The following is a 26,154-nucleotide window of genomic DNA, read 5'->3' on the forward strand; positions in this document are numbered from 1 at the left end:
TTTCTATTTACCTTCATAACATATAACGGAAGCCACATCATAATCTTTGAGACGTTTTCTGCCGTTCAGACCTTCCAGCTCCATAAGGGTGATAATTTTCACCACTTTGCCTCCAAGCTCCTCCACCATCCTGGCTGTGGCTTCAATGGTTCCGCCTGTGGCGATCAGGTCATCCACCAGTACCACCTTCTGGCCCGGTGTGACAGCGTCCTTGTGCATCTCGATGGTTGCACTGCCGTATTCCAAATCATAGCTGCTCTCTATAGTCTCGCAGGGCAGTTTCCCTTTCTTTCGTATCAGTACAAAGGGCTTATGTAAGTTGTAGGCAATAGGCGCCCCGAATATAAAGCCCCTGGACTCTGCTCCGGCGATCACATCTACCTCCACGCCGTCCAAAAGGGCCTGCATGGAATCCACAGCCAGTGCAAATCCATCTGCATCCTGTAATATGCTTGTCACATCTCTGAAAATGATTCCCGGTTCAGGAAAATCCGGGATACTGCGCACATATTCCTCAATCTTCTTCATAACTCTCTCCTGCTTTTAGTTTCTTTTTGTTATCTCACGATATGTCAATTATACTCAAATTTTGGGTGTAGTCTTTAGTATATCATCTTTTTTTGTCGGAATCAAATGCAATTGCTATCTATCAGACTTTATCTATCTATATTCATACACATTTGCCTAATGGTTTTTATATACCAATTGTATTTTATACATTTTTCTACATTTTCTCCCAGGCAGTAAAGGTAATACCTGGTATATTGCCGGGAAATGCGGGGATATATATATACAATATCCCCATCTTTTTCCATTTCATTCAATTCCCGTCCGTTTTTGGCTCTGTCAGCGGTCCATGAAGCACTTTGTTTTCAAACGCCTCCACAAGATACTCATCGTCATAAAAAAACACCCGGGACTGGTTTACCGAAATAGGTCTTACCTGGTACCCCTGCTTCACCCAGCAGGAAACCTTTTTACACGCCTCCTCCAGCATATACATATCAGTTCTGTGATGCATCCGTTCTCCTCAAATACCGGTATAAATTCATCCGGGTAATGCATCATACCGTCCTCCGAACACCAGCGGACAAGAGCCTCGGCGCTGTGCAGGGTCTGGTCTCCCAGATAATATTTTGGCTGCATCAGATCATAGATATATCATACATGATAATTCTGCGTAATACAATCATTACAGACAGCAAAAATAACGCATTTCGGCCTGGGGCGATCAAATAAAATTCTGTATGATGATTTCTATGCTCTCCCTGCCGTTGTAGGCGTTTATGGAGGGATAATACGCAACGGACCACCTTGGCTTCTCCTTTATCTTTTCAGCAAAGGCATCCCCGTCCCCAAACCAGACACCCTGAGCCTGGCATCCGTTTTCATCAAAGAGATCCATTTTCACCACGTTGCGGTTTTTTCCAAAGACCCGGCAGTTTTCAACACGGACATTTTTCTGGGCAAACAAAGGCTTTGTATTTCCCTTTCCAAATGGTTCTAAAAGGGAAAGCTGGCGTATGAGGGGCATATTCACATAGGAGATGGGCATAGGCACATCAATCAGCACTTTTTCAGCCATTTCCTCCTCTGTAAGTGTGCAGTTCTCATTGAGCATCCGCCTGAAAGGATCCACATTTTCCTCCGGCAGGGATAAACCGGCAGCCATGGGATGACCGCCGAACTTGGTCAGCAGTTCCCTGCACCTGGTCAGTTCCCGAAACATATGGTAACTCTCAATGGAACGGCCTGAGCCCTTGACCCCCTCCTCCGCTCTTGTGAGCACAAACACCGGCTTGCTGTAGAGTTCCCGGATACGGCCTGCAATAATTCCCGCCAGACTTTCATGACAGTCCGCAAGATAGATAACCAGTACCCTGTCCTCTTTAAGGGATGTATTTTCCACCATCTGTACCGCTTCCTCCACGCCTTTAGCTGTCATATCTTTTCTGCTGTCATTAAGTGCTTTCAAATCTTCCGCAAGTGCTGCTGCTTCCTCCCGGTCCCGGCACAAAAGCAGCTTCAGCGCTCTCTTGGCAGTGCTCAGGCGCCCGCTGGCATTCATACAGGGACCAATAACAAATCCAATGTGATATGCCGTGAGGGGCTTATCTTCCAGGTGGTTTACATGGATCAGGGCTTTTAATCCGGGATTCTGTGTGCGCATGATCCTTTTCAGCCCTTCTTTTACTATGATCCGGTTCTCATCCTGCAGATCCATCACGTCTCCCACGGTGGCGATGGCGGCAAATTCTATTAGCTCCTCCATATCAGAAGCAGGAAAACCCATGCGCTCATAAAGCCCGCAGATGACTTTATAGGCCACCATAGCCCCGCAGATTCCCTTATAAGGGTAGGGACAATCCTGCTGTTTTGGATTCACAATGGCGTCCGCGTCAGGCACAAACGTCCGCAGGCTTCCGTCTTCCTGCTCCTCGTATGGGATTTCGTGATGGTCTGTGACCACCACAGTCATGCCAAGGTTTTTGGCATAAGCGATCTGCTCTATGGCGCTGATACCGTTGTCACAGGTAACAATGGTATCTGTCCCGGCCTCATAAGCCAGATCAATAAGCTCTTTGCTGACCCCATACCCGTCTTTCATCCTGTCCGGTATATCAACATCCACGCAGGCGCCTGCATGGCGAAGTCCTGTCAGCAGAATATAGGTGGAGCAGACACCGTCAATGTCATAATCACCGATTATTCTGATTTTTTTCCCTTCCCTGGTTTTCTGTTCAAGAATAGCAAGGGCAGCATCCATTCCTTTTAAAAGCTTCCAGGAATGAAGGCCTGACATCTTTCCGTGGAGATACCGGTCAATCTCCTTGTCCGTGATCTGGTCTCTGTTTCTGATAAGCCTTGCAATAACCGGGTCCACACCGAATTTCCGGCTGATTTCATAAAAATCCGCTTTCTTAGCGGAGATCACCCACTTTTCCATCTTTTGTCCTCTCCTTTTCATGTTGAAAAAGAAAGGGGTACTGCTGTGCAGCACCCCCATCATTTTTTACGCGAATTTCTTTTTGATTTTTGTTTTCATAACATACCACAGGGCACCTGTGATGCACACGGAAGAATATCCGCCGCACACAATACCAACCATCAGAGGCAGGGCAAATTCCCTTACAGAGGAAACTCCCAGCACGAACAGCAGGAATACCATGATAAAGGTAGTCAGTGAAGTATAGATACTTCTTGTCAGAGTCTGGGTGATACTGTTGTTGACCAGCTCCTCCAAATCCGATTTCTTTTTGGCCACTGCCAGGTTCTCACGAATACGGTCAAAGATAACGATGGTCGCATTGATGGAATAACCCACGATCGTAAGCATACAAGCAATAAATGTGTTGCCCACAGATACTCTGGCTACTGCATAGAAAGCCAGAACTACCAGCACATCGTGCAGCAGTGCCACAACTGCGCTGCTGGCAAACCGGATATCTTTGAAACGGAACCAGATGTAAAGCAGCATAAGGACTGTAGCGATCACCACTGCTTTCACCGCGTCGGCCCGCATCTCGCTGCTGACTGTGGAGGAAATACTCTCGGTTGCGATCAAATCTTTATCCACATCAAACTCATCCACCAGAGCCTGGTTGAGTTCCTCTCTTGTCTGCACATCCAGAGTAATGGTCTTAATGATGACCTGATTGGTACCCACCACTTTAGTGGCCTGTACATTGTTGTCCCCTGTAACCTCTTCCACGACGGGAACCACTTTGGCATCAATCTCCTTAATGTCCATATTGTCATTAAAGGTCACGTTGGTAGATGTACCGCCTTTAAATTCCAGGCTGTATTTCAGTGCATCCCCTGTGCTGGATTTGAACACGCCCATAGCAATGGGTGCGCAGAGAACCAGGATGATGGAAACTGCGAAGAAGATTCTTTTCTTCTGCAGAAAACGGATCGGCTGTCTCTCTTTCTTTCTGCCATAGAACTTTTCATCGCGGATTCCCACTGCATACATAGCGTAGGCAATAAAACGGGAAACCACTAACGCAGTGAACATGGACAGAACAATACCAAGTGCCAGCGTCTGGGCAAAGCCTTTTACAGTACCGGAACCCAGCCAGTTCAATACAAACGCTGCGATCAATGTTGTAATATTGCCGTCAAAGATGGCAGAGAACGCTTTCTGGAAACCATTCTGGATAGCAGTCCGAACATTTCTGCCAAGTGCGATCTCCTCCTGCATACGGGCATAGATGATGACGTTTGCGTCCACAGCCATACCGATAGACAAGATAATACCTGCAATACCCGGCAATGTCAGGGTCAGGTCAAAAGCATTCAGGAATATCAAATCCAGACATGTATAAATGATCAGCGCAATACCGGATACAAGTCCTGGAATTCTGTATACAAATATCATGAAAAGGATAACCAGGGCAAGGCCGATCCCTGCTGCTTTTAAGCTGCTTGCTATCGCTTCCTCACCTAACTGGGCAGCAACTACGTTGGAACGCAGTTCGCTCAGTTCCAGCTTCAGACCACCGATACGGATGGTGGAAGCCAGGTTTTCCGCCTCAGCGGAGTCCTTCATACCGGAAATCTGGGCGTTGCCGTCCTTGATCTCAGCGTTTACATTCGGCACACTGACGAACTTGCCGTCATAGTAAATACCAATGCTGTCATGGCTGTCCTCATATGCAGCTTTTGTTGCCTCTGCGAACTTTGTAGTACCTTCCTCTGTCAGAGTCAAGTCCACCACATTCTCTTTGTTCTTCAGATCATTTTCGATCATGGAGGCTTTCGCCGTCTTTACCTCAGTACCTGTCAGAACAATGGAACCATCCTCCTGCAGTTCTTCAATGGTTTTATTCAGAACATACTCAGAGCCGTTGAAGGTGTAGTTCTCAGAACCGTCAGAACCTTTATGGGCAATAAAATACAGGGAACCGGGTTTTCCCAGCTCTTCCAGAACCTTGTTGGCATCTGTCACTCCCGGGATTTCCACGTTGATCCTGTTTGTACCCTCTTTGTATACCTGGGCTTCAGAGCTGTACTGCTCCACACGTTTCTGTAATTTGTAGATGGTATCTGCCATCTCATCGTCTGTTGGATTCTCTTTTGATGCCTCGTATGTTATGCTGACACCGCCTGCCAGATCAAGTCCGGTCTTAATGTGTTTGGCGGCACCTGTTCCGGTGGGACCAAGTCCCACTGCGGAGGTGAATACCAGAAAACCGGTAATCAGAACCGTCAGCACAAGTACGAGGATACCTCTGCTTTTCTTCATTGTTCTTTCCCTTCTTTACTTTTATTCTTAATGTGTGTGATGTTTATACTCACTGGTCTGCCAAAGCGTAACAGTTCAGGCACCTGGACTGTTACGGCATCCTTCCATTAAAAATCGCTTCGCGATGGGCTGGATGCTCACTGCTATTACACATTCATACGGTCAGCGCAGTAAATGCGCAGACCTGTTTAAACTGTCATGTCAAAGCGGCTTTTATCATAATGGCACACTCCACTCTCTTGCGCTGCAGCTCACAGCCAAGGTCGTAGACCTCATTGATGGAGCCGTGGAAATTATAGGCGTTTGCCGCGCATCCGCCGCTGCAGTAAAATCTGGCGAAACACTTCAGGCATTTTTCCTTTGCATATACATTACACTCTTTGAACGCATCACGGATTTCCGGTTTCTGTACACCGTCCCAAACATTGCCCATAAGGAATTTCTCCTCACCTACAAACTGGTGGCAGGGATACAGATCTCCCCAGGGTGTCACGGCCAGATACTCTGTTCCGGAACCGCAGCCGGAAAGCCTTTTGTATACACAGGGACCTCCCGTCAGGTCTATCATAAAGTGGAAAAAATGAAAGCCTCTTCCCTCTTTTTCCCTCTTGATGATCTCTTTTGCCAGCTTGTCATACTCCTCACAGATTTTCGGAACATCTTCCCACTTCAGGGCGTACTCTTCCTTTTCGTCCGCCACTACAGGCTCCACGGAAATCTGCTCAAATCCCAGGTCTGCCAGATGGAGCACATCCTGGGAAAAATCCAGATTATGACGTGTGAAGGTTCCTCTGGCATAGTACTTTTTCTGGCCTCTGCTGTCCGCAAATTTCTGAAATTTTGGCACGACTAGGTCATAACTGCCCGCCCCTTTCCTAAAGGGACGCATAAAATCATGGACTTCCCTGCGGCCGTCAATGCTGAGTACCACATTGTCCATTTCTTTGTTGGCAAATTCCATCATCTCATCATTGAGCAGGACACCGTTTGTGGTCAGTGTGAAGCGGAAACGCTTGTTATGTATTTTTTCCTGGGAGCGCCCATAGGCCACAAGGTCTTTGACTACCTTCCAGTTCATAAGCGGTTCCCCGCCGAAGAAATCCACTTCCAGATTCTTTCTGTTGCCGGAATTGGCGATCAGGAAATCCAACGCCTGTTTTCCCACTTCATAAGTCATCATGGCTCTGCGTCCATGATACTCCCCTTCCTCCGCGAAACAGTAGCGGCAGGCCAGGTTACAGTCATGGGCAATGTGCAGGCAGAGGGCCTTCACCACAGTGGGCCTGTCCTTAAAGCTGTCGATCGCTTTCTCGTACACATCCTCTGTGAACAGCATTTGTTCTTTTTTCAGTTCTGCGCATTCCTCAAGAGCGGTCCTGATATCCCCCTCCTGATACTTGTCTTTCAGGGCAGCCAGGATCTCCTCCTCACTATTCCCTTCATCGAGCAGTCCAACCATATCGTAGACGATCTCATCCACCACATGTACGGAACCGCTGTTCACATCGAGAACAATATTGTAGCCATTATTTTTATAACGATGAATCACAGTATTTTTCCTTTCGTAACTGTTCAGTACCCTCACAGTTACAAGCAAAGATCCATGCAGAATCGCCTTTGGCGATGGGATTTTTGCCTGGCTGCTGAACATTTTCTTACGATCAGCGCAGTAAACACGCAGACCTACTGAATAGCTACTTCCTTTCTTCTTATGCTGAATACAAAAAAGAATTCTGCCTCAGGGGCATTCCCGTATGACAATGAATAAGCAGCGGCTTTTATACCGCTGCTTCTGATGTCTTTCTATGACAGCATATTATTCATGATAATAGAAAACCCGCGGAGCGTGATCTCCATTATTTATTCTCGCAGCTCTGATTCCCTACTGTACAGGATGTTTTACAGGCTGACTGACAAGATGTCTGGCATTCACCGCATCCGCCTTTTTTTACTGTATTCTGTAAGTTTTTTGTATTTAATGTTTTGATATGTTCCATAACATATTCCTCCCTGTGCTTAAATGTAATTCTATGCGTCTGCACGCTTGTGGCTATTATAGCATATCTATAACCAGCAAGGCAAGTATTTCTTTCGTCTTTTAGGACCCCATCCCGGCCCACGCCTTCACCGCTACGACAGCATACCGCCCAGCGCACCGCCCAGAAAACAGAGGAAATAGGTCACTGCCATTTCCTTGAAATCAGCGGAAATCTGATGCTCCGTCAGAAAAGTGACGGCTGTCAGCAGCACTGCATATCCAATCCCCAGGGCCATTCCCCAAAGATATCTCTGGTTTCCTACCTTTTTTCCAAGATAGAAGCCTCCCAAAAAACAGGACACTATGTAAATAATCAGGATGCCCAGATTCACCTGGTTCTCTCCCAGTCCCGTCTTGTACAGAAGAAGCGCCAGAAGAAGCAGCATGATCCCTGTTGCCAGATAAGCCGCCAGCAGCGCTTTCATCATCAGTAAAGGTTTTGATTGTTTCGCAACTGTCTGCTCCATAAAGAAACCCTCCCATATGTATATATATGGAAGGGCTTACTAATGTATTACTATGTAATTCCCAATTATTTCTTTTTCTTTTTACTGAAAACTAAGAGAACCACTACCACCATAACCGCCGCTGCAGCTACCAGTACATAAGTGAGTATTGGTGTCTCGTCGCCTGTTCTGGGGTTTACGATCACTGTCCCGTTGTTTTTCTTTACGGATGTGTTGGTAGGCTTCTTCACACTGGAGGAACCGCCGCTGTTGTTGTTCTGGTTAATGGAAGAACCGCTGTTATTACCTGATATACCGGTCGACGGCACCGCAGGTTTATGATTCGGACTTGCTGTGCCGATTCCTACCAGCTGACTGCCGCCCACATTAAACGGGCTCAGAGAACCAGTCTCGAATACCAGATATCCGTCAACAACCTTCATATTGCTTTCTGGTTCACCTAGCGTAAAGTATTCATAACTTCCAGTCTCCTCAAGATAATGTCCGATTACCAGCTTCTCATAGAGGTTTGCGTCCTTGGGCAATGGGATGGACACAGTTACTTTTTTACCGTCCGGTATCCTGTACTTTTTATCAGCCTTTAAATCCCACAGTTCAATCTCGTACGCCTTCAGAATCTGCTCTATATTAGCCGCCGGCATACTGTCCACATCTGTATTCAGTGAAACCCTGATCTCCACATAGGACGGAATAAAATCACCGGATATTCTAACATCTGTGGCTTTGTCCCAGAGACTTCCCACCGGATCTTTTTTGTCAGGCTCCGCCTTCTTGGAAGACTCCTCTTTCTTGGACTCTTCTGACTTGGAATTATCTTTCTTGGAAGACTCCTCCTGCTTTTGGCCGTCTTTCTTAGAATCCTCCTTATTGGATTTCGCCTTCTTAGAGTCATCCTTTGGGGACTCCTTCTTGTTATCCTCTGTTCCCTTTTTATCATCTGAAGGCTTTTCTGTCCTATCTTGGTCTGTATCTTTATCGTCTGCCGGTTTTTCCGCCTCTTCACCCTTGCCGGTGTCGCTGCTGCCCGCATCCTGTTCCTGGTCGTCTGTGCCTGCCTCTTCCTTCTTGGGCTCCTCTTTCTCTTCTTCCTTAGGTGGTTCCGGTGCTTTTAAGGATTCCACGTACACGGTCACACTGCGGATCACCTGCTGTCCCTCCTGGCTCCAGCCGGGGATATTGGAATAGTCATATGTCTCTGTGTCGTTTGGTGTAAAAATTATCTGTTGGTCGCTCTCGTATGTATCGGGCACTTTCTCCGGTTCCGCAAAACGGAAGGTACCGTCACCGTTAAAGCCGTCTCCCATAATCAGGGACTCCAGTGTGGCAGGCTCTTTCATAGTCATAGTATCCGGCACTGTCACTGCAGGAGCTTCCTGCTTTTTGACCGGTGTCTCTTCTTTTGGCTCCTCTTTGGGCTCTTCCTTAGGTTCTTCCTTTGGCTCCTCTTTTGCCTCTTCCTTGGGGTCTTCTTTTACTTCTTCTTTATTCCCGCCGCTCTCCCCGGAAGCATTCTCTTTGTTCTCCTCTTTCGGATTTTCTCCTATAACAAAAGCATCCGCTCCCAGATCCGCACTTTTTGTATCCACATCAGAAGCGCTCAGCCATCCGTAGGTCAGCGTAAGCCTGCCGCTGCCCTCCACTTTAATGACAGGGCCGCTGAAACCGTCCGCCCGCTTCACAGTAATGCCGGAAGGCATGGGAAGCTTTGTCTCACTGGAAATGGTTATGGTCCCGCACACCAGGATCGTTGCGTTGTCAGCAGCCAGGGACTTCGCCTTCTCGAAGCTGGACACTGCCGTATCCTTGGAAGTGCCGTCTCCGCTCTTTTTACCGCTTCCGCTTAAATAAACAGTCTTTAATTTGGCGGTATTGTCTGCCTGCTGCTCCGCTGCTGCCACCTGGGATAATCCCATGTGCATACCGGTGCCCGTTCCCTGTACCACCAGCACTGCTGCCAGAGTGATACCCAGTGTTGTTTTCCAAATTCTGTTTTTATATGATTTACTGTTATTCCCGCTGTAATTTTTCTTCATAATCTGCCCCTTTTTTAAATCTATCTCACCGTTGTCTGTCAGAGCGTGTCAGATATAAATGCCAAGACACACCCCAAGTATCTTATATATGTAAAAACTGCCATTTCGCACATTGTGCATATTAGACAATTTTAATACGCTTTCTTTAGGCATAATCATCATACCTCTATCGGAGATATTATAGCATATTTCTGTTTGTTTCGACACCCCTAAAATTCAATTTTTTTATTTTTTCTGCTATACTTGCAATCCTTCCCAAAATCATGTATCATTTCTTAATATAATTTTATATTACAAAGGAGTTGAAATTTAATTGGATTCCAGTGACGCCATACAGTTTCTCGTCTTGATTATTCTCATATGCCTGTCGGCATTCTTTTCATCCGCAGAAACTTCTATGACAACCGCAAACAAAATACGCATCCAGACCCTGGCCGAACAGGGGAACAAGAAGGCAAAAACCCTTCTGAAAGTAACAGGCAATTCCGGAAAGATGCTCAGCACCATTTTGATAGGCAACAACCTGGTGAATATCGGGGCCTCTTCCCTGGCTACATCCATGGCGATCCGCATGTTCGGCAATGCAGCAGTGGGCATCTGTACCGGTGTTCTGACACTGCTTATTCTGATCTTTGGAGAAATCACACCCAAGACCATGGCAACCTTAAACGCCGAAAGGCTTGCGCTGTCTTACGCAGGACCTATTCACGGACTGATGGTGCTCCTCACGCCGGTCATTTATATTGTGAATAAGCTTTCCGCAGGTGTGCTGTCCCTGCTGCGTGTGGATCAGAATGGAAACGGCAGCAAGATCACAGAGCACGAACTGCGTACCATCGTCAATGTCAGCCATGAGGAGGGTGTCATTGAAAGTGAAGAACGCCAGATGATATACAATGTGTTTGATTTCGGGGATTCCCAGGCCAAAGATGTTATGGTGCCCCGTATTGATGTAGCTTTCGCGGATATCGGAAGCTCCTATGATGACCTGGTCTCCATGTTCAGGGAGGAGAAACATACCCGGTTTCCTGTCTATGAGGACACCACAGACAATGTGGTTGGTATTGTAAATGTAAAGGACCTGCTGCTTATGGGGTCCAGGGAAAGCTTCTCTCTCAGGAATATTATGCGGGAGCCTTACTTTACCTTTGAGTACAAAAAGACTTCTGAACTTCTGGTTGAAATGAAAGAAGAAAGCGTTTCCTTTGCTGTTGTGCTTGATGAATACGGGGCTACAGCAGGGATCATAACCCTGGAGGATCTGCTGGAGGAAATCGTGGGGGATATCCATGATGAATACGACGATACCGAGGAAGATGACCTGACGGAAATCATTCCCGGACGGGAATATGTGGCACTTGGATCCGCAAGGCTGGATGATCTGAATGAGGTGCTGCCTGTAGAGATTGAGTCTGAGGACTACGATTCCATCGGCGGATACATCATCGAACAGCTTGACCGTTTCCCGGAACCGGGGGAAAGCATCACCACCCCGGATCATGTCCGCCTGGTTGTGGACAAGATAGAGAAGAACCGAATTGAGGCTGTACATATATACCTGCCCAAGATACAGGAACAGCCTGAAGAAGAATGACTGGCAGCCGGAAAATCCCGGAATTCTGCCGCTGACAACACAAATGGAAAGGACAACAACGAATTATGAGCGGTTTTTTTAACATGGACAGCCCTGTTATGCGGTTTCTGTCCCGCGTATGTGACCTGATGATCTTAAATTTTATGTGCCTGATCTGCTGCATTCCCATTGTGACCATAGGAGCATCGGTCACTGCGCTTTACTCTGTCACCCTGAAAATGGTAAGAGGGGAGGAATCTTATATCTTTAAAGGATTCTTCAAGGCTTTCAAGGAGAACTTTAAAATCTCCACCATAATCTGGCTGATCCTGGCACTGCTGGGTCTGCTGATCTTTGCGGATTACAAAGCAACCCAGTTCCTGCCTGATAATATGAAGAATATCTTCCGCATCCTTGTGGGTGTTGTGATAACCTTCTACCTCCTGCTGATGACCTATGTCTTCCCCTATGTGGCAAGATTTGAGAACAATGTAAAAAACACAGTCAAGAATGCACTGCTTATCAGCATTCTGAACCTGCCACAGACCATTTTGGTTGTGTGCATTCCGGTGGGGCTGGTGTTTATCACTATGTTCAACTCCACTACACTGGTTTACGGAAGCTTATTCTGGTTCTTGATCGGGCTTTCCTTTATTGCCTTCTGTAACTCCTACATCTTCCGCAAGGTATTTGCAAAATACGAACCTCAGGAGGAGGCAGAAGAACAGGTCAATCCGGATGATTACACGGTGCCGGAAGATGAACTTTTTAACAAACAGGAGCCCCTTGAACAAATCGAAGAAAAGAAATAACATCTTCTTAAAAAGAAGCCGTTCCGCACTATGCGGAAGGCTTCTTTTCTTTATCTCTCATTTTTTTCATAATCTCATGGAACTGCTCCCCACAGCGGGCGATCTCACCGAGGACGGTCTCACATCCCTTTTCACTCAAGAACCAGTTCTCTCGGGTGATATCACAGTCGTCCGCAGGGCAGACCAGAAGTTCCGTATCCGGATATAAAAGCTGGTAATATAGAAGCGCCCGTCTGGCATGTGCCGGTTTGCAGCAGATGATCCCCCGGTCCACATGGAGACCTGCAGCGTCTGTCACCTCTCTGGAGCGGATGGCATTTTCATATGTGTAGGCTGCCTTTTCTTCCCGCCATACATCACACGCTCTCACCCCATTTCTTACAAGGACTGTCTTTAAAAATTCCCATTCTGTCCTGTACTCTCCTTCATACACTTCCGCCTTTGCCTGGACTCCTGCAAATTTTCCCTGCAGGATGCTGTACTTTCCAGAGGGCAGAACGCAGGTGGAAAAACCCTCTCTGTACAGCTGGGCTGCCTTTTCTGCAATCTGCGGAAATCCGCCGCCGGGGACAAAAATAATATCCGCCGGCTTTGGTTCCTGTTCCACAAATATGAACTCTGTCATCTGGTTTAAAAACCTTTTGTTAAACATTACGCTTTCCTCTCTGCTGTTTTGTCCAGATAATTTTCTGTGATCAGATGGAAAAAATCCATCATCTCCGGATAGGTAAATATATCTTCCGTCCGTATCATATCCTCCAGCATCTCTTTTGTCACCCATCTGACCTCTGCCACCTCATCCGGATCAAGGGTAAGGCCAGAAACAGAGATATCCCGCCGGGCAAGAAACACCTCCCATATCATATGGCTGTTGTCTTCCCGGTTCACATGGGCCAGATGTATCAGTTCTTCCCTCTCAAGGGCAAGGCCTATCTCTTCTTTGACCTCTCGAACACAGCCGTCCCTGGCATCCTCACCTGCCTGGATCCTTCCCGCAGTCAGAGACCAGACATTGGGATAGTGCTGGCATCTGCTGCTTCTCTTCTGGATCAGGAATTCTCCCTTCCTGTTGACGATCCAGGCCTCCACCGCAATATGATACTCCCCTTCCCCAAAGTCACTGCCCTTTTCAATGGTTCTCCCCGTAGGAATCCCTTTGCTGTCACATATATCCCAGAGTTCCATCTCTTTTCCTCCCATTTACCGAATGTCATAAACACTTCTCAGCTGTAAGTTCTCCGGCTTTCCGCCCAGAATCCTGACACGTTTCTCTCCGGCATTCAGATCGAAATAATTATCAGACAAAAGAAGCGTTTCCGTATCATTGCGTATCTCCACACTCTTGGCGTAAGCCTGCGCCTGAACCACAATTTCATCTCCCTCCACCTGGCAGGTAAGCTTCGGGTCTGCATAGGAAAAGTATTTTGGAAGGGAAAAGATCACCGTTCCCTCTGAGATGACTTCTCCGTCTTTCAGCAGCTCATAACTCACATACCTGTCAAAAACCTGAATATGGGGGAACTCCATCTTATCAAGCCAGACGCTTGACATGGCCGGTACGCAGACCAGCTCTTCATGGGATGAAACGATTTCCCCACTCCTGTTCCGTACTGCCCATCTGACCAGTACCTGCTGTTCTTTTCTGGTCTCATTGGCTACATTCAGACGGATGGACTTTTCAAATTCAAAATGTTCCCGGTTCATATCCGGCTTCCGGGTCAGCCATCCCTCCTCCTCACAGGACACCATAAGAGGGGAAAAGAAACGCTTGGCATAATAGTGCAGTGCCTTCCAGCGGCCGGTATAGTCAATGGAAGACCAGGAGGCCACAGGCCAGCAGTCGTTCAGCTGCCAGTAAATAGCGCCCATACACCTTCCCCTGTTTCTCCTGAAATGCTCCACCCCGTAGCGTATCGCCTCTGCCTGAAGAAGCTGCGATGCATAGAGAACGGTTTCAAAAGCTGAGGGATAGCGGAACGTCTGCTGCATGTAATTCATGATCTTTCCGTTTGCACCTGCATTTCTCTGGTGCTTTTCCATCACATAGGAAAAGATATTCCAGTCATCCGGATCATCTGTAAAAGTCTTGATGGTATTCAGGCATGGGAAGGATTGAAAACCGAATTCTGACGCATAGCGGAAGAAATAATTTCTGTAATCTGAAAAAGGCTTGCTGCCATGCCATACATCCCAGTAATGTACATCACCTCTGTCCGGGGCGTTGGGTTCGTCAAAGGAACCGCCTGAGGAAGGACTTGCAGGCCAGTAAAAGGTCTGGGGGTCATATTCTTTCAGCACCTCCGGTATCACCCTCTCGTACATGAGCAGATAATCCTTTACTTCAGAGTGTTTGGATACCCAATTGCCTTCCTTCACAAACATTTCCATCTCATTGTTACCGCACCAGAGTCCCAGGGAGGCGTGATGACGGATACGTTTTATATTGTCCGCCAGTTCTTTTCTGATATTCGCCTCAAAGGCCGGCGTCAGATCATAGACGGCACAGGCAAACATAAAGTCCTGCCATACCATAAGCCCCAGCTCATCGCAGATATCATAGAACCAGTCCTCAGGGTAATAGCCGCCGCCCCACACGCGCACAGCATTAAAATTGGCAGCCTTGCAGTCTTCCAGAAGTTTTCTTGTCTTTTCCGGAGTTGTCCTGCCCAGCAGATGATCCTCCGGAATATAGTCGGCACCCATGGCAAACACCTGTACCCCATTTACTTCATGGGCAAAGCTCTCCCCGAATTCATCTTTCTCCACATGCATGGTCATGGTGCGGAGTCCTATACGCTGCGTATGCTCATCCACCACCGTCCCAGAGCATATTAGCTCTGTCCTGACTGTGTAGAGCGGCTGTTCCCCGATACCGTTGGGCCACCAGAGCCTTGGATCTTCCACCAGGATCTCCTCCGGAGAGCCTTCATAGACACGTTTCTCCCTGGCAGGGTCCTCTATGGTTATCCGGTAAGAGCAGCCGGAAACCTCCCTGCTGATCTTCACAGGCTCTTTTGCCGCCCCGTCCTTAGCTGTCCTTACATACACCTGTGGAGTCAGACGGACACATCCGGCCTGGTGTTCCTGGCGCAGATACACACTGTCAAGACATGCCTTTTGTATCCCAAGCAGGGATACCGGGCGGAAGATTCCTGCATCCGGCAGATGCGCACCCCAGTCCCAGCCGAACATACAGTGTGCCTTTCTGATGTGCACAAAGCCATCCATCGCATCCTCAGAGCCCCTTGTGGGTGCCTCCGCGAATTTCTCCCTGATATAAGCCAGCGGCGAATGAAAAAGAACCCGCAGAGAGTTTTCTTTTTCATGGAGCAGATGCCGCACAGGAAAATCCCAGGTACGGTGCATATTCTCTGCCCTGCCTATATATTCATGGTTCACATAGATATCCGCAATGGTATCCAGCCCCTCAAAACGCAGCAGAACGCTGCCACAGGCCAGAAGGCCCGGTTCACAGGCAAATATGGTCTCATACTCAAAATCATTTTCCATCAGCGCCAGAGCTTTATTTTCATTGTCTTTCCAGAAAGGGTCCTCCATGTTGCCGTTTCTCAAAAAATCTGTGTATACGGTTCCGGGCACCACTGCCTGCTGACAGTCATCCCACCCTGCTGTGTGCATTTCCCAGTTTTTATCCAGAATCTGTTTTATCATTTAGCTGCCTTCTCCTCTTTCCACCTATTATTCTTCACTGCCGTCAATCAGAAGATGACTATATTCCGGATGTTTTGCAAACCAGCCAACCGCATAGGAACATGTGGGAAGTACCTTTTTCCCGCTCTCATCCAGATATTGTGCCGCTGCCTGCATAAGTTTTCCCGCAATCCCCTGCCCGCGCAGGGATTCATCTACAAAGGTATGGTTTATGTTCACCGTGTTTTTGTTCACAGCCGGAAATGTGATTTCTGCCAGCATTATTCCTTCTTCGTTGTAGTAGGCAATTCTTGCTTTTTCCTTCGTAAATTCCATAATCATTCTCCTCATCTTTTTTATTTATTATAAAAGCCGGCATAACCGGCTTTTATGGTTCTGTTTTTATGATGCAAGGGCTTTTGTTTTCCACTTTCCTTTTCTGTAGAAAAATCCGGTGACAATGGCTCCCAATACCCAGGAGACCAGCAGGGAGATGAAGATACATTCACTGCGGCCATTTGGAAGCTCAGGTGTTCTGGTAGCCCAGGATATTCCGTAGGCAAGGGGCACACGGATCAGCACAGTGGTAATAATAGATATCCACATAGGTGTCATGGTATCACCTGCCCCTCTCATAACACCGGAAAGGCTCTGGGTCACAGCCATGGCAATATATCCCACAGCCAGAATACACATCAGGCGCATACTCAGCTCCACAAGCTCAGAGGTACTGGTGAAAATCCCCATAAGATTTTTGCCGAACAGCAGGATCATGGCTGTGATGACCGCAGAGGTTCCCGCTGCTATAAGAGTTCCCTGCCTGGCTCCTTTTTCCACCCGGTCATAACTGTTTGCACCTACATTCTGGCCTGCATAGGTTGTCATGGTGGTTCCGAAAGAGAAGTTGGGCATCATGGCAAATCCGTCCACACGCATGACGATCACATTGGCTGCTATGAACATTTCCCCAAAGCTGTTTGTCAGTGACTGTACAATGACCATAGCCAAGGAGAAAATAGCCTGGGTAAGGCCTGAGGGAAGTCCCAGACGGATAATATTGACAGCATGGTTCTTTTTCATCTTCAGATAATGGGGTTTGAAATCAAAGATTTCCTTCATACGGGTCAGTTTCCACATACAGAGAATTGCGGATACTGCCTGTGCAATGGCTGTGGCAAGGGCAACACCCGGCACTCCCAGTCCCAGACCTGCCACAAACCACAAATCCAGAATGATATTCAATACTGTTGCCACAAGCAGATATAAAAGGGCTGATATGGAATCCCCGAGACCTCTCAAAATACCACTCAGAATATTATAGTAAGCCACACCTGCAATGCCGATAAATAAAATCCTCAGATAGGAATTACACCAGTCAATGATGGTGTCCGGCGTGCGCAGAAGCTCCAGCATAGGCATAATAACAAAGGGGGCCAATGCCATGATAATAATGGAAGCAATGGCTGTCAGGGTAACGCAGCTTCCTATGGTCCCTGAAAGCTCTTCTCTCTCCTTTGCCCCGAAATACTGGGAAACCATTACACTGCTCCCCACGGAAATACCGATAAATAAAACAAGCAGCAGATTGAGGATCGGGCCGGCGCTGCCCACCGCTGCCAGGGCATTGTCACCTACATACCGTCCTACAATAATACTGTCCACCGTGTTGTAGAGCTGCTGTGCGATATTGCCGATAACCAGCGGCACAGTAAAAGCCACGATCTTCTCCCACGGTTTGCCCTCTGTCATGTCCACAGGGCCAAATAATTTCTTTAGTTGTCCTCCCATAATACGTTTACCTTCTTCTGTCACATTTTTCTCATGCTTATTTAGCTCTGCTAAATATGATAAGCCTATTTAGCTCTGCTAAATATGATAAGCCTATTTAGCTCTGCTAAATAGGATATACATATATCCTACTATAAAATGACTGTCCGGTCAAAATGTATTTTACGGGGAAGGTTGGTTTTTTTCAAGTGCCTATGAAAAAGCAGCAAAAAAGAGGCGGAAACGGATTTCTCTGTTCCGCTCCCACCTCTTGATCTTTAAATCACCACAATAATCCCGCCGTCGTTGGCATACATGCTGCTGACACCCGCTGTATCTAAAAGGACCACATCTTTTACCGGAATCCGTTTCAAAATGGCATCTCTCACAATCTCTGCCCGTTCCCGGCAGTTACAGTGTGAAATACCCAGAATTCTGTCCGCACTGTCTGCTGAGCGCTCCACAATATAGTCCACCATCTTCATCAGCGCTTTGTTGATGCCTCTTGCCTGGTCAAGCTGTATGATCGTGCCTTCCGGGGTAGCTCCCATGACAGGCTTTATCTTCAGGGCTGTTGCCACAAACGCCTTCAGATTGCTCAGGCGTCCGTTCTTGCGCAGGGTCTCAAGGCTTTCCAGTACGAAATAAGTGTTCTGGCTTTCAATATAAGCATCCACCTCCCGGACAATATCCTCGAACTCCATATCCTTGCTCTCACACTCTTCGATCTTCAGAGCGATCAGGGTCTCGCCCACAGACGCGGAGCGTGAATTAAATATATGGATCTTTTTCTCAGGCTGGCTCTCCAGAAGAAGGTTCCTGCCGAGAACAGCGCTGTTATAGGAGCCGCTCAGTTCTGAGGAGAGTGTCACTGCATACACATGGTCAGCCTCACAGTCATAGGCCTCCATATATCTCTCCGGGGAGGGACATGAGGATTTGGGACAGTTGGGTGATTCTGCCACTCTTTTTAAGAAATATGCCTGATCAAAGCTCTCATCATCCACAATATCTTCTTCATCGACAGTAAGAGTCAGGGATGCCCGCTCAATGGCCGGGTCTTCTTTCCAACGTTCTATTAATTCTCCGCAGCTGTCTATTACTATTTTATATCTCATCTTGCAACCTCTTATATGTAGTTTTTAATACTATGTTTTATGATAACACAAAACCATGCTGTTGAAAAGGGCTTTTTTCATGAAAATACTTTGATTTTTCCCGTTTTTCGTATATACTATTCATTAGACTATGACAGGAAGAGGAAATAATATCATGATAGCTTTACAGGTACAGGATGTAAAAGAATTTATGTCCCGTCTGCTTATAGGAACCGATTTTGATGCTTTCTGGCTTTGTGAGGCCAATGTGACCACATTTGTCTCCTACAAAATTGACGGTTCCCTCCACAAGGAGTTCTTTGATTCAGAACAGGCGGAAATGCTCCATGAGACTGAGCGCACCTTCTCTACGTGGAAGGAGATCAAACCCTTCTGCTTCTCCATCATGAAAGGAAAACATACCCCGCTGCACTTTAAAATCGTGTTCCAGCTCTCCAGGCAGAATGTAGAAAAACTGCTGACAGGAAGCGGACTTTCCTGGACACCGGCAGATGTCTTCGGCCTGTATCTGAACCTGCAGTACGACGGCAGTCATGTGAACTGCACAACAGGCACGTCCCTCAAAACCTTCTCCATGGACAAGTCCCTGGACCGGGTGTGGGATGAAATGGTAACAAAATTCTTCAGGCAGCAGCAGATTCCTGTACTGCCTGTCTGATTTACATGGGATCGTTATAAATAGTTTATGTGAAAGAAGGAAAAATATGCAAAATCATGAGACAAATGTTTTAAAGCAGGAATGGATAGATAACCTGCATCTGTTCACCGGTGAGATGGAGTATCCGCAGGAGGCTGCCGAATCTCTTACGCAGTCCCTGGAACAGGTATTCCAATGCCCGGAAGTGCTCCATATACTTACATCTGCTGACTGCACATACAGCGAAAACATCCATATGGACTATAAAAAAGTCCTGGAAGAGCTGAAGGCGGTCTCCCCGCGCTGCGGTGTCCACACCTATACCCTGCACATGCTCTTTTTCATTATCCTGTCACGAAAAACCAGGAAAATTTACGAGGAGCGGAGCATCGCACCTGAAATCTTCCGTGCATCCATGATGGACCTGCACTGGAAGCTGCTGGAATGCCGCAAAATGTTCGGTATTTGGGGCACCAGTGTGGCTGACTGGCAGATATGGTGGTTTGAGGTCAAACGTTTTGCTCTGGGACGTTTCCAGTATGAACTGGTGCCGTTTGAGGGAACTTATGAAAAAAATGGTGTAACTCTGCATCCGGGGGACCTTGTTATCAATGTGCACATCCCCTCCTGCGGACGGCTTGTGAGAGAGGAATATATGAAATCCTACGCCATGGCTGCGGACTTTTTCCGGGATGCTTTTACAAACAGGCCTATGGTCTTTCTGTGTGAATCCTGGATGCTGTTTCCCGAACACAGGATTTTTCTTCCAAAAACATCCAATATTCTGGGATTTATGCAGGATTATGATATCTATAAAGAGGAGTATAACAACGGAGATCTGTGGAGAATCTTTTATGAGGATTATGAAAAACCGGCAGAAGAACTGCCGGGAGATACCGGGCTCCAGAGAGCTTACCGCTCCTGGCTGATGGAAGGCCATCAGGCAGGCCTAGGTTTCGGCATTTTTATTTATAAACAATACTGACAGGAGAAAAATTATGATTCAGGATATTGCACCACATATTTACCACAACGAATATCTGCCCCATGAACCCCAAAAGGACAGTGTGCTGCTCTGCTATAAAAAAGACCGGATTTTTATGAAGGCTGCGGACGGGGAAATCTCCTTTCCCACCTATTCCGAAGCGGAAGCTGTATTTCCCGCTGTAAAAGACCTGTGGACTTACCTTTTTACCATAGATGAAACTGCCTATTACCTGGTATCCCAGCTTGCTTTTGAAGAGATGCCAAACTATACCCTTGAAAAGACGGACAGTTTGCGCACATTAAGCCCCCGCCATCTTATCTTTGCGGGCATCACGGGACATCAGCTCTATAAATGGTATAAAGGCCGCAGATTCTGCGGCTGCTGCGGCAGAAAGATGAAACCGGACAAAAAAGAACGTATGATGTACTGTCCCAACTGCCACACTATGGAATACCCAAAGCTCTCCCCAGCCGTTATTGTAGCTGTTAGAAACGGAGAAAAACTGCTTCTGTCAAAATATGCAGGCCGTGAGTTTACAAACTATGCCCTGATCGCAGGGTTTGCGGAAATCGGCGAACCCATTGAGGATACTGTTAGGCGCGAAGTCATGGAGGAGGTTGGCCTCAAGGTAAAGAATCTCCGCTTTTACAAAAGCCAGCCCTGGTCTTTCACGGACACTCTGCTCTTCGGCTTTTTCTGTGACCTGGACGGGGATGACACCATCTGCCTGGATGAGGAAGAGCTGGCTCTGGCCGTATGGATGGAGCGTTCCCAGATTCCTGTGGATGAATATGAAATCAGCCTTACCCGAGAAATGATGACACTTTTCAAAAACGGACTTGATGACAAAATTCAACTATAAAACCGCATTACCGTTATAAATGTCACTGGAATGTCATTTTGCCCTGCTATACTGTGTTTCCATAAGGAGGATACACAATTATGGAAATACTCTCATGTAAAAATCTAACTAAAATTTACGGCACCGGCCCTAATGCAGTCACTGCCCTGGATCATGTCACACTCTCCGTGAAAAGCGGAGAATTCGTAGCCATTGTGGGCGCTTCCGGTTCCGGAAAATCCACGCTTCTGCATCTTTTGGGAGGCGTGGACCGGCCCAGCGAAGGTGAAATCCGTATCGAAGACACCGATATCTCCACGTTGGACGAGGAAGCACTTGCCGCCTTCCGAAGACGGAAAGTTGGCCTAATCTATCAGTTTTACAATCTGATCCCCACCCTCACCATCAAGAAAAATATTTTGCTGCCCGTTCTTCTGGACGGACGCAGGCCTGACCTGAAAAGGTTTGACCAGATTGTCACAACCCTGGGCCTGACCGACAGGCTGGAGCATCTCCCCGGAGAACTGTCAGGAGGCCAGCAGCAGCGGGCCGCCATTGCCAGAAGCCTGATCTGCCGCCCTGCCATCTTACTGGCAGATGAACCCACCGGCAATTTGGACCGAAAAAATTCCCGGGAGACGCTGGATTTGCTGAAATTATCACACCGCCGGTTCGGACAGATGGTTCTTCTGATCACCCACGACGAAAAACTGGCATTGGAGGCTGACCGTATCCTGACCATGGAGGACGGCAGGGTTATCAAAGACCAGGTGAACCAGTCATGAAGATCCTGAGAGAATATACCCTGGATTTTATCCGGCGGAACAAACGCACAAGCTGTGCCATCATGATAGCCCTCTATCTGGCCAGCACCTTCCTCTCCGCCCTCTGCGGGTTTATCAATACCATGTGGAAGGATACCACCACACTCACGGTATTTAAATCCGGGGACTGGCACGGAGAATTGTTCGGTGAGGCCTTTGTCCGGGACTTGCCCCTCATCAAAGGGTATTCCACTGTGGACAGCGTCTTGATAAAAGGCGATTTTATCACAGCTGATATTGAGGACCCCAGAAGAGAATATCTGTCCCTGCGCTGTGCCAATGCCGCATACTGGAAACATATGCCGGAAAAAAATGAGCTGACGGACGGACGCATTCCCGCAGCTTCCAATGAGATCGTCATATCAAAACAATATTTTGAAAACCATCCGGAACTTAAAATAGGCGATACCATAACCCTCCCCATGGGGGAACGGGTAAAAGACGGCACTGTCCTGCAGGCCACGGAACCGCTTCGCAGCGGGGAGACCTTTACCAAAAAGGAGGAGCGCACCTTTACTATAGTAGGGATTCTGGACGCTGCCACCCCCCTCCTCTGTCCCCTCTTATTATGCAATGGGCTACATGGAGGATGCGGATATCCGGCCGGAGGAATCCATAACTGTCTATCTGCGGTTCCGGTCCATCGGTGACACCTATAAGGACTTACCCAAAATAGCAGCTCTGATGGGCTGGGAAAAGGATGAATACGGTGATTATAATCTAAAATACAATACAGATTATCTCTCCCAGCATTTTGTCTTTCCCAAAGGGCAGTTCCAAATGGACAATGCACTGGAAGCACTTGCATTTCCTATTATGTTTCTGTTCCTGGCGGTATTGGTGGTGGGGCTTTTTGTCCTGATCATCCAAAATGCTTTCTCTCTGTCCGCCAATTCACGCATTACGCAGTTGGGCATTCTGGCAAGCATCGGCGCTTCTCCCCGCCAAATCCGGCAGTCCGTCATCTGGGAAGGCCTGTTCCTAATGCTTCTTCCCCTGCCTGCAGGACTTGCCACCGGATGGTTTCTGGATAATTTGCTGATACAATATGTGAACTCCATCAATGACGCAGCCAGAAGCGGCAATATACCAAAGGTCACTTTTTCATACGGGCTGCCCAGCATCCTGCCTGCCATACTGCTCACCCTTATTACCGTATGGTTCTCAGCCAGGATCCCTGCCAGAAAAATAGCCAGACTGACTCCCATTGAGACGATCCGCCAGGGTGGAAATGGAAATATAAAAAAGACCCGCTACCGGCACATACTCTCCCGCTTCTTCGGGATTGAGGGGGATCAGTTTATACCTATGAGCACCCTGGATTCCATTTCCGAAACCTTCAGGGAATCCCTCAAAAATAAAATAAGTCCTCGAATTTCTTGTCCAGTGCAATACATAGGATCAGTGCCAGTTTTGCTGTTGGATTAAACTGTCCCGTCTCAATGGAGCTGATGGTGTTTCTGGACACTCCCACCATCTCCGCCAACTGGTTCTGGGACAGTTCCATCTGCAGCCCGCCTAAAAAATCTCACTGATGCAACCCACAAACAACAGCACGGCAGCCAGCGCTGACACAATTCCCAGTCCTGTCTCAAATTTCTTATGAAGCTTCACACCGTTATACAGATAATGAATCCCCATCAGCGCAAAACTGAATCCTTTCTGCGTGACCTGCATTTCCCATTCATCCATGGAGCCTTTCTTTTTATTCCTGTCCCGCACTAAAACTTCCTTTTTCTCCATTACAGCACCATCCTCTCTTTGCCAGGTTTTTTTGTCATCCTTATTATAACATGCCAAGTTTTCGTGTCAACACTTTCTGCCAAGTTCTCTTTGCAGATACCTGGCAAACACCTGCTGCCGTGAACGCAAAAAAGTGCAGCTGTAAAAAATCATTTTTACAACTGCACTATGCCCGTTCCTCTTAGTTCTGCACTCTGTTTATCTTATTTTGCCAGCATCATCATAATGTCATTGCTGCGTGCCACAAATTTTGTCATTTCCTCAGGTGTAAGCTGTCTGTGGCTCAGTACAGCCAAATCATAAAGCTGTTCACAGATCACTTTTGTATTATCTGTATCTCCGTTCTCCAGAACATACTGTACCAGCTTATTATTGGCATTCAGTATCAGCGTCTCCTGTCCGCCGAACATAGACGGGTCCATGCCGTACATATTATACATTTTCATCATTTCCTGCATACGGCGGCTTTCCTCTGAGACTGTCATCATGGAAGAAACATTTTCATTTTTCAGTTTTTCCACCTTGACGGTCAGGTTCTCTTTATTCAGCACCTTCTTAAACAGTTCTGAAAGTGTTTTTGTCTCCTCCTCCAGCGCTGCTGCGTCATCTTCTTTTACAGAGTCATTGATATCCGCGTCAATGCGCAGGAATCTCACATTTTCTTTGATCTGCTCTACATGGGAGATGAACGGGGAGTCAATATTGTGCTTCATGATGACAGCATCCTGGCCCTCTTCCCTGAACATATTAATATACTGGCTCTGCTGCACCTCATCTGTCACATAGTAAATATTGGTCTTCTCCGGCTCTTTCTCTTCTTCATCTTTCTTGCCGTCCTCTGCAGTCTCCTCTTTTGTTTCCTCAACTACAGTTTCCTCAGCCTCTTTGGCCTCTTCCGGTTTTTCATTGGCTTTGATGCAGTCCTCCAGAGTCAGATACTTGCCGTCGATATTCTTATACAGGATGTAATCCATCATTCTCTCTGAGAATTTTGTATCCTTTAAGCAGCCAAATTTGATAAACGGACTGATATCGTCCCAGTATTTTTCATAGTTTTCCCTGTCTGTCTTGCACATGCCGGACAGCTTGTCAGCTACCTTTTTGCTGATATACTCAGAAATTTTCTTTACAAATCCGTCGTTCTGCAGCGCACTTCTGGATACATTCAGAGGCAGGTCCGGGCAGTCGATCACACCCTTTAACAGCATTAAGAATTCAGGGATCACTTCCTTAATATTGTCCGCAATGAACACCTGGTTGTTGTACAGCTTGATGGTTCCCTCAATGGATTCATATTCCATGTTGATCTTCGGGAAATACAGGATACCTTTCAGGTTGAACGGATAATCCATGTTCAGATGGATCCAGAACAGAGGCTCCTTGTAATCCATAAATACTTTTCTGTAGAACTCTTTGTACTCCTCGTCTGTGCAGTCATTGGGATGTTTTGTCCACAGCGGATGGGTATCGCTTAAAGATACCGGGCGTTTATTGATCTTTACTTTGTCCTGAGCCGGTGAAACCTCAACGATCTCTTTGTCGCCGTTCTCGTTTTCCTTCTCCTCTGTCTTAGCCTCCTCGTGGATATGCTCTACAACCACATCATCCTCTTTCAGGTCCGCCTCGTCAATGGTCTCATATTCCTGCTCTGCGTTAGCTTTGGACAGGAAAATCTCAACCGGCATGAAGGAACAGTATTTTTCAATAATTTCTCTTGCACGGTATTCATTGGCAAACTCCAGAGCATCCTCATTGAGGAAAAGGGTGATCTCCGTACCAACCTCTGTACGGCTGCCCTCTCCGATCTCATACTCTGTGCCGCCGTCACATTCCCAGTGTACCGGTACGGAATCCTCTTTGTAGGAAAGTGTATCAATGTGCACTTCGTCAGCTACCATGAAAGCGGAGTAGAATCCCAGACCGAAATGGCCGATGATCTGGTCTTCGTTTGTCTTGTCTTTGTATTTCTCCAGAAACTCTGTTGCGCCTGAAAATGCGATCTGAGTGATATATTCTTCCACCTCATCAGCAGTCATGCCAAGTCCGGTGTCGATAAATTTCAGAGTCTTTTCTTCCGGATTCACGATCACTTCAATTCTGTTCTTATGTCCTTCCGGGAATGTGTACTCACCCATAACCTCTAATTTTTTCAGTTTGGTGATGGCATCACATCCGTTGGAAATCATCTCACGGAAGAAAATGTCATGGTCGGAATACAACCATTTCTTGATAATAGGAAAAATGTTGTCGCTATTGATTGATAAATTACCACGCTTGTTAGCCATGATATGCATCTCCTTTGCCTTTTCTCTGTATTCTTGTTTTTATTGCAGAAAACCATACTCCGGTTTGCTGCAGCTAAAAATAATATTAATACCCATTTGACAAAAAGTCAAGAGAAAATTAGCACTCAT

The 26,154-nt window shown here is 47.1% G+C and carries 25 protein-coding genes; 8 read left to right on the forward strand and 17 right to left on the reverse strand.

Features of this window, described 5'->3' with window-relative positions:
* Window positions 1-3 precede the first annotated feature (3 nt).
* The 8 genes from A4V09_RS10015 to A4V09_RS10050 form a co-directional block, all read right to left on the reverse strand.
* A complete protein-coding gene (locus tag A4V09_RS10015; RefSeq protein WP_065542214.1) occupies window positions 4-528 on the reverse strand; it encodes an adenine phosphoribosyltransferase in 525 nt (174 codons plus the stop codon).
* Window positions 529-820: 292 nt separating this feature from the next.
* Window positions 821-1,021: a hypothetical protein gene (locus tag A4V09_RS25350; protein ID WP_065542215.1), complete on the reverse strand. Its 201-nt coding sequence runs from the start codon at window positions 1,019-1,021 to the stop codon at window positions 821-823.
* Window positions 1,022-1,231: 210 nt separating this feature from the next.
* Entirely contained in the window at window positions 1,232-2,947 is a 1,716-nt protein-coding gene (gene recJ / locus A4V09_RS10025; RefSeq protein WP_065542216.1) for a single-stranded-DNA-specific exonuclease RecJ, read from the reverse strand.
* Between the two features lie 66 nt (window positions 2,948-3,013).
* Window positions 3,014-5,248, reverse strand: a complete 2,235-nt coding sequence (locus A4V09_RS10030) for a protein translocase subunit SecDF (RefSeq protein WP_065542217.1) — start codon at window positions 5,246-5,248, stop codon at window positions 3,014-3,016.
* Between the two features lie 196 nt (window positions 5,249-5,444).
* Window positions 5,445-6,797 carry a thioether cross-link-forming SCIFF peptide maturase gene (scfB, locus tag A4V09_RS10035; RefSeq protein ID WP_065542218.1) on the reverse strand — a complete coding sequence of 451 codons (1,353 nt, stop codon included), beginning with the start codon at window positions 6,795-6,797 and terminating at the stop codon, window positions 5,445-5,447.
* Between the two features lie 307 nt (window positions 6,798-7,104).
* Window positions 7,105-7,245, reverse strand: coding sequence for a six-cysteine ranthipeptide SCIFF (gene scfA, locus A4V09_RS10040; RefSeq protein ID WP_015541285.1), 141 nt, complete (start codon window positions 7,243-7,245; stop codon window positions 7,105-7,107).
* A gap of 133 nt (window positions 7,246-7,378) precedes the next feature.
* Window positions 7,379-7,753 carry a TIGR04086 family membrane protein gene (locus tag A4V09_RS10045; protein ID WP_065542219.1) on the reverse strand — a complete coding sequence of 125 codons (375 nt, stop codon included), beginning with the start codon at window positions 7,751-7,753 and terminating at the stop codon, window positions 7,379-7,381.
* Window positions 7,754-7,818: 65 nt separating this feature from the next.
* Window positions 7,819-9,786: a hypothetical protein gene (locus tag A4V09_RS10050; RefSeq protein WP_065542220.1), complete on the reverse strand. Its 1,968-nt coding sequence runs from the start codon at window positions 9,784-9,786 to the stop codon at window positions 7,819-7,821.
* 313 nt (window positions 9,787-10,099) lie between these two features.
* On the opposite strand from A4V09_RS10050, the gene A4V09_RS10055 reads away from it, so the two are divergent.
* Together A4V09_RS10055 and A4V09_RS10060 are read left to right on the forward strand one after the other, a co-directional pair.
* Complete coding sequence (locus tag A4V09_RS10055; protein WP_065542221.1) at window positions 10,100-11,380, forward strand: HlyC/CorC family transporter; 1,281 nt, start codon at window positions 10,100-10,102, stop codon at window positions 11,378-11,380.
* Window positions 11,381-11,445: 65 nt separating this feature from the next.
* On the forward strand, window positions 11,446-12,171 hold the full coding sequence (locus tag A4V09_RS10060; RefSeq protein ID WP_065542222.1) for a YesL family protein: 726 nt from the start codon (window positions 11,446-11,448) through the stop codon (window positions 12,169-12,171).
* A 28-nt stretch (window positions 12,172-12,199) separates the two neighbouring features.
* On the opposite strand, the gene A4V09_RS10065 is transcribed toward A4V09_RS10060, so the two are convergent.
* From A4V09_RS10065 to A4V09_RS10090, 6 genes are all read right to left on the reverse strand, one after another.
* Entirely contained in the window at window positions 12,200-12,823 is a 624-nt protein-coding gene (locus tag A4V09_RS10065; protein WP_065542223.1) for a YdcF family protein, read from the reverse strand.
* A complete protein-coding gene (locus tag A4V09_RS10070) occupies window positions 12,823-13,356 on the reverse strand; it encodes an NUDIX hydrolase (protein WP_065542224.1) in 534 nt (177 codons plus the stop codon). The genes A4V09_RS10065 and A4V09_RS10070 overlap by 1 nt, the downstream gene beginning before the upstream one ends.
* A 15-nt stretch (window positions 13,357-13,371) precedes the next feature.
* Window positions 13,372-15,843 (reverse strand): beta-mannosidase, encoded by a 2,472-nt coding sequence (locus tag A4V09_RS10075; RefSeq protein ID WP_065542225.1) that lies wholly within the window; start codon window positions 15,841-15,843, stop codon window positions 13,372-13,374.
* 27 nt (window positions 15,844-15,870) lie between these two features.
* Window positions 15,871-16,173: a GNAT family N-acetyltransferase gene (locus A4V09_RS10080; protein ID WP_408606819.1), complete on the reverse strand. Its 303-nt coding sequence runs from the start codon at window positions 16,171-16,173 to the stop codon at window positions 15,871-15,873.
* Between the two features lie 51 nt (window positions 16,174-16,224).
* Entirely contained in the window at window positions 16,225-17,610 is a 1,386-nt protein-coding gene (locus A4V09_RS10085; RefSeq protein ID WP_065544721.1) for an MATE family efflux transporter, read from the reverse strand.
* Between the two features lie 257 nt (window positions 17,611-17,867).
* Complete coding sequence (locus tag A4V09_RS10090) at window positions 17,868-18,707, reverse strand: DegV family protein (RefSeq protein ID WP_065542227.1); 840 nt, start codon at window positions 18,705-18,707, stop codon at window positions 17,868-17,870.
* A gap of 154 nt (window positions 18,708-18,861) precedes the next feature.
* Between A4V09_RS10090 and A4V09_RS10095 the strand changes: the two genes are divergently transcribed.
* The 6 genes from A4V09_RS10095 (at window position 18,862) to A4V09_RS26780 (ending at window position 23,425) form a co-directional block, all read left to right on the forward strand.
* Window positions 18,862-19,365, forward strand: coding sequence for a DUF5721 family protein (locus A4V09_RS10095; protein ID WP_065542228.1), 504 nt, complete (start codon window positions 18,862-18,864; stop codon window positions 19,363-19,365).
* 46 nt (window positions 19,366-19,411) lie between these two features.
* A complete protein-coding gene (locus A4V09_RS10100) occupies window positions 19,412-20,329 on the forward strand; it encodes an acyltransferase domain-containing protein (RefSeq protein ID WP_065542229.1) in 918 nt (305 codons plus the stop codon).
* 13 nt (window positions 20,330-20,342) lie between these two features.
* Window positions 20,343-21,194, forward strand: coding sequence for an NAD(+) diphosphatase (nudC, locus tag A4V09_RS10105; protein WP_065542230.1), 852 nt, complete (start codon window positions 20,343-20,345; stop codon window positions 21,192-21,194).
* An 80-nt stretch (window positions 21,195-21,274) separates the two neighbouring features.
* Window positions 21,275-21,958, forward strand: a complete 684-nt coding sequence (locus A4V09_RS10110; protein WP_065542231.1) for an ABC transporter ATP-binding protein — start codon at window positions 21,275-21,277, stop codon at window positions 21,956-21,958.
* On the forward strand, window positions 21,955-22,647 hold the full coding sequence (locus tag A4V09_RS10115; RefSeq protein WP_065542232.1) for a hypothetical protein: 693 nt from the start codon (window positions 21,955-21,957) through the stop codon (window positions 22,645-22,647). Before A4V09_RS10110 ends, A4V09_RS10115 begins: the two co-directional genes overlap by 4 nt.
* Window positions 22,580-23,425 (forward strand): ABC transporter permease, encoded by an 846-nt coding sequence (locus A4V09_RS26780; RefSeq protein ID WP_162291110.1) that lies wholly within the window; start codon window positions 22,580-22,582, stop codon window positions 23,423-23,425. Before A4V09_RS10115 ends, A4V09_RS26780 begins: the two co-directional genes overlap by 68 nt.
* Here the strand turns inward: A4V09_RS26780 and A4V09_RS10125 are convergent.
* From A4V09_RS10125 to htpG, 3 genes are all read right to left on the reverse strand, one after another.
* On the reverse strand, window positions 23,349-23,510 hold the full coding sequence (locus A4V09_RS10125) for a helix-turn-helix transcriptional regulator (RefSeq protein WP_369858148.1): 162 nt from the start codon (window positions 23,508-23,510) through the stop codon (window positions 23,349-23,351). The two genes, A4V09_RS26780 and A4V09_RS10125, sit on opposite strands and share 77 nt — an antisense overlap.
* Window positions 23,511-23,515: 5 nt before the next feature.
* Window positions 23,516-23,740, reverse strand: a complete 225-nt coding sequence (locus A4V09_RS10130; RefSeq protein WP_065542235.1) for a hypothetical protein — start codon at window positions 23,738-23,740, stop codon at window positions 23,516-23,518.
* A 203-nt stretch (window positions 23,741-23,943) separates the two neighbouring features.
* Window positions 23,944-26,025 carry a molecular chaperone HtpG gene (htpG, locus tag A4V09_RS10135; protein WP_065542236.1) on the reverse strand — a complete coding sequence of 694 codons (2,082 nt, stop codon included), beginning with the start codon at window positions 26,023-26,025 and terminating at the stop codon, window positions 23,944-23,946.
* Window positions 26,026-26,154: the final 129 nt, after the last annotated feature.

Origin of the sequence: Blautia pseudococcoides, from assembly GCF_001689125.2 — a bacterium.
Classification (GTDB): domain Bacteria; phylum Bacillota; class Clostridia; order Lachnospirales; family Lachnospiraceae; genus Blautia; species Blautia pseudococcoides.

Coding starts and splice junctions, on each gene's coding strand:
- A4V09_RS10015 (WP_065542214.1), bottom strand. CDS start 528: ATGAAGAAGATTGAGGAATATGTGCGCAGTATCCCGGATTTTCCTGAA.
- A4V09_RS25350 (WP_065542215.1), bottom strand. CDS start 1,021: ATGCATCACAGAACTGATATGTATATGCTGGAGGAGGCGTGTAAAAAG.
- recJ (WP_065542216.1), bottom strand. CDS start 2,947: ATGGAAAAGTGGGTGATCTCCGCTAAGAAAGCGGATTTTTATGAAATC.
- A4V09_RS10030 (WP_065542217.1), bottom strand. CDS start 5,248: ATGAAGAAAAGCAGAGGTATCCTCGTACTTGTGCTGACGGTTCTGATT.
- scfA (WP_015541285.1), bottom strand. CDS start 7,245: ATGGAACATATCAAAACATTAAATACAAAAAACTTACAGAATACAGTA.
- A4V09_RS10045 (WP_065542219.1), bottom strand. CDS start 7,753: ATGGAGCAGACAGTTGCGAAACAATCAAAACCTTTACTGATGATGAAA.
- A4V09_RS10050 (WP_065542220.1), bottom strand. CDS start 9,786: ATGAAGAAAAATTACAGCGGGAATAACAGTAAATCATATAAAAACAGA.
- A4V09_RS10060 (WP_065542222.1), top strand. CDS start 11,446: ATGAGCGGTTTTTTTAACATGGACAGCCCTGTTATGCGGTTTCTGTCC.
- A4V09_RS10065 (WP_065542223.1), bottom strand. CDS start 12,823: ATGTTTAACAAAAGGTTTTTAAACCAGATGACAGAGTTCATATTTGTG.
- A4V09_RS10070 (WP_065542224.1), bottom strand. CDS start 13,356: ATGGAACTCTGGGATATATGTGACAGCAAAGGGATTCCTACGGGGAGA.
- A4V09_RS10075 (WP_065542225.1), bottom strand. CDS start 15,843: ATGATAAAACAGATTCTGGATAAAAACTGGGAAATGCACACAGCAGGG.
- A4V09_RS10080 (WP_408606819.1), bottom strand. CDS start 16,173: ATGAGGAGAATGATTATGGAATTTACGAAGGAAAAAGCAAGAATTGCC.
- A4V09_RS10085 (WP_065544721.1), bottom strand. CDS start 17,610: ATGGGAGGACAACTAAAGAAATTATTTGGCCCTGTGGACATGACAGAG.
- A4V09_RS10090 (WP_065542227.1), bottom strand. CDS start 18,707: ATGAGATATAAAATAGTAATAGACAGCTGCGGAGAATTAATAGAACGT.
- A4V09_RS10095 (WP_065542228.1), top strand. CDS start 18,862: ATGATAGCTTTACAGGTACAGGATGTAAAAGAATTTATGTCCCGTCTG.
- A4V09_RS10100 (WP_065542229.1), top strand. CDS start 19,412: ATGCAAAATCATGAGACAAATGTTTTAAAGCAGGAATGGATAGATAAC.
- nudC (WP_065542230.1), top strand. CDS start 20,343: ATGATTCAGGATATTGCACCACATATTTACCACAACGAATATCTGCCC.
- A4V09_RS10110 (WP_065542231.1), top strand. CDS start 21,275: ATGGAAATACTCTCATGTAAAAATCTAACTAAAATTTACGGCACCGGC.
- A4V09_RS10115 (WP_065542232.1), top strand. CDS start 21,955: ATGAAGATCCTGAGAGAATATACCCTGGATTTTATCCGGCGGAACAAA.
- A4V09_RS26780 (WP_162291110.1), top strand. CDS start 22,580: ATGGAGGATGCGGATATCCGGCCGGAGGAATCCATAACTGTCTATCTG.
- A4V09_RS10130 (WP_065542235.1), bottom strand. CDS start 23,740: ATGGAGAAAAAGGAAGTTTTAGTGCGGGACAGGAATAAAAAGAAAGGC.
- htpG (WP_065542236.1), bottom strand. CDS start 26,025: ATGGCTAACAAGCGTGGTAATTTATCAATCAATAGCGACAACATTTTT.